2 protein-coding genes are annotated in these 2,499 nt (G+C 33.6%); both read left to right on the forward strand.

Annotated elements, in window-relative coordinates; translation table 11 throughout:
• On the forward strand, positions 1 to 1,196 hold a 1,196-nt coding region (locus HRU50_RS15990; RefSeq protein WP_296352329.1), incomplete at its 5' end, for a gliding motility-associated C-terminal domain-containing protein.
• Positions 1,197 to 1,221: 25 nt separating this feature from the next.
• Positions 1,222 to 2,109, forward strand: a complete 888-nt coding sequence (locus tag HRU50_RS15995) for a type IX secretion system membrane protein PorP/SprF (protein ID WP_296352330.1) — start codon at positions 1,222 to 1,224, stop codon at positions 2,107 to 2,109.
• The last annotated feature ends 390 nt before the right edge of the window (positions 2,110 to 2,499 follow it).

A 2,499-nucleotide genomic window follows, 5' to 3' on the forward strand; every position in this document is an offset into this window, starting at 1 on the left:
TGACGGGCTATGATTTAGGTACACCAGTGACCTCAGACAATTGTAGTGTAGCCTCAGTAAGTAATGATGCACCATCGGCTTTTCCATTAGGAGATACAGTAGTGACATGGACTGTAGAAGACGGTTCAGGAAATACAGCCACTGCTACACAATTAGTTACAGTGGTTGATGATATACCGCCAACAGTTAATGTACAAGATATTATTATACAATTAGATGCCAATGGATTTGCTTCAATAACAGCTGAAGATATTGATAATGGTAGTACCGATAATTGTGGTATTGCTTCAATAAATGTATCACCTACAGAGTTTACTTGTAATGATTTGGGTGAAAATAATGTAATATTGACTGTTACAGATGTTAATGGTAATGTAGCTGAAGCTAATGCTACGGTAACCGTTATAGATGTTTTTGATCCAATAGCCATCGGACAAGATGTAACCATTAGTTTAGATGAATTTGGCGAAGCATTTATAGATGTAGATCAAATCAATAATAACTCTTCTGATAACTGCGGTATTCAGACAATTTCTTTAAGTCAAACGATGTTTGATTGTAGTTCTGTTGGAGAAAATGCTGTAACAATGACTGTAATAGATTTATATGGAAATGTTTCAGCTGTAGATGTAATAGTTACTGTATTGAACTCATTTGGTGACAACGACCAAGACGGCTTAGCTGATAATTGTGATGATGATGATGATAACGATGGGATTTTTGATGATGAAGACAATTGTCCATTGGAGAGTAATACAGATCAATTAGATACTGACGGTGACGGACTAGGTGATATTTGTGACGACGACGACGATGATGATGGTGTAATTGATAGTGAAGACAATTGTCCACTAACATATAATCCTGGTCAAGAAGATAGAGACGGAGACGGTTTAGGTGATGTTTGTGATACCGTTGAGATAAACATTTCGGATGCACTTACACCGAATGGCGATGGTATAAATGATATATGGATGATTTACAACATTGAGAATTATCCGAACAATACGGTTCGAGTATTTAATCGCTGGGGTAATGAAGTATTCTCAGCTGAAGGTTATCGAAATACTTGGAATGGTCATTATAAGAACAGATCTCAATCTTTACCAGAATCTTCATCTTATTATTATCAAATAGATTTAGACGGTAATGGGATAATAGATTATGATGGATGGTTATACATCACAAGAAAATAAAAGGTTTAATAGAATTAAAATAGAAATGAAATACATCAAATATATAATTATAAGCGGCCTTTTAATGTATTGTAATACATCGTGGTCACAACAAGAAAGTATCTTTACTCAATACTTCCAGAATATGAATATTGTTAATCCTGCCTATGCGGGTGTTGATAATGAAACTGTAATAACTTCAGGTATTCGTTCGCAATGGACAGGTATAGCTGAAGCACCAGAAACACAAACTTTAGCAATAAGTACCTATTTAGGCAAAAATGTGGGTTTAGGAATATCTATGGTAAGAGATAAGACCTTTATAGAAAAACAGACCTTTTTAGGGCTTGATTTTTCATACAAGTTGGCACTCTCAAATGGTATGGATTTATATTTCGGTATAAAAGCAGGTGGTAATTTTTACGACGTAAATACTACAGGACTTGAGACATATAGTCTCCAGGCTGATCCTTCACTATTTGGGATAAGTAATTTTAATCCCAATATTGGTACGGGTTTACTCTTAAAGACTAAAAATTGGTATTTGTCATTGTCTGTGCCAAGATTATTAAATACGGAGCGTTCTAGAAATGAAGATGGTATTGCTACTGTAGCTACAGATCGTCCTCATTTTTATGCCACCTTTGGTTATGATTTCAAATTGAATGAAACAGGATCAATTCTAATGAAACCATCTACTTTCTTTAGATATGTGGATGGGGCACCTATTTCAATGGATTTTAATAATATGTTATCTTTTAATGATAAATTTAGTATCGGAGGTACTTTTCGAACAGATAATAGTTATGCTGCAATTGCATCTATAACATTTAAGAAGAAATTTACTTTTGGATTTGCCTATGAAACTAGTTCTAGGAGAGAACTAGCAAGGGCTCAAAACACTAATGAGATATTGTTTAGAGTGAAGTTCTAGTTTTAAATAAATTACAATTAAGTATTGTTTTTAAAAAACCACCTATTTATATGGGTGGTTTTTGATTTTTATAAATTAGAACTTATTAGAAGTATAGCTTAGGGAGCTAAATAGAATAAATGGTTCCATAATTATATTATTCTTATCAAACTAATTAATGTTTCCAATTTTAAATATATTAGCTGAATTAAAGTTTAATCACAGTACACAATTCAGTAAACGTTTTTATAGCGAAAAGCCATTTTTAGGGCAAATTTCGGGTAATTTGTTGAGCTCATAACCCGAAGGTCACTGGTTCGAGTCCAGTTCCCGTTACAAGGCGTAAGTCGCACCAAAATCAACGGTTTAGTTCACTCTAAACCGTTTTTTTATGCAATCTATTAACAAATT

Source organism: Winogradskyella sp. (assembly GCF_013213835.1).
In the GTDB taxonomy this organism is placed as follows: Bacteria; Bacteroidota; Bacteroidia; order Flavobacteriales; family Flavobacteriaceae; genus Winogradskyella.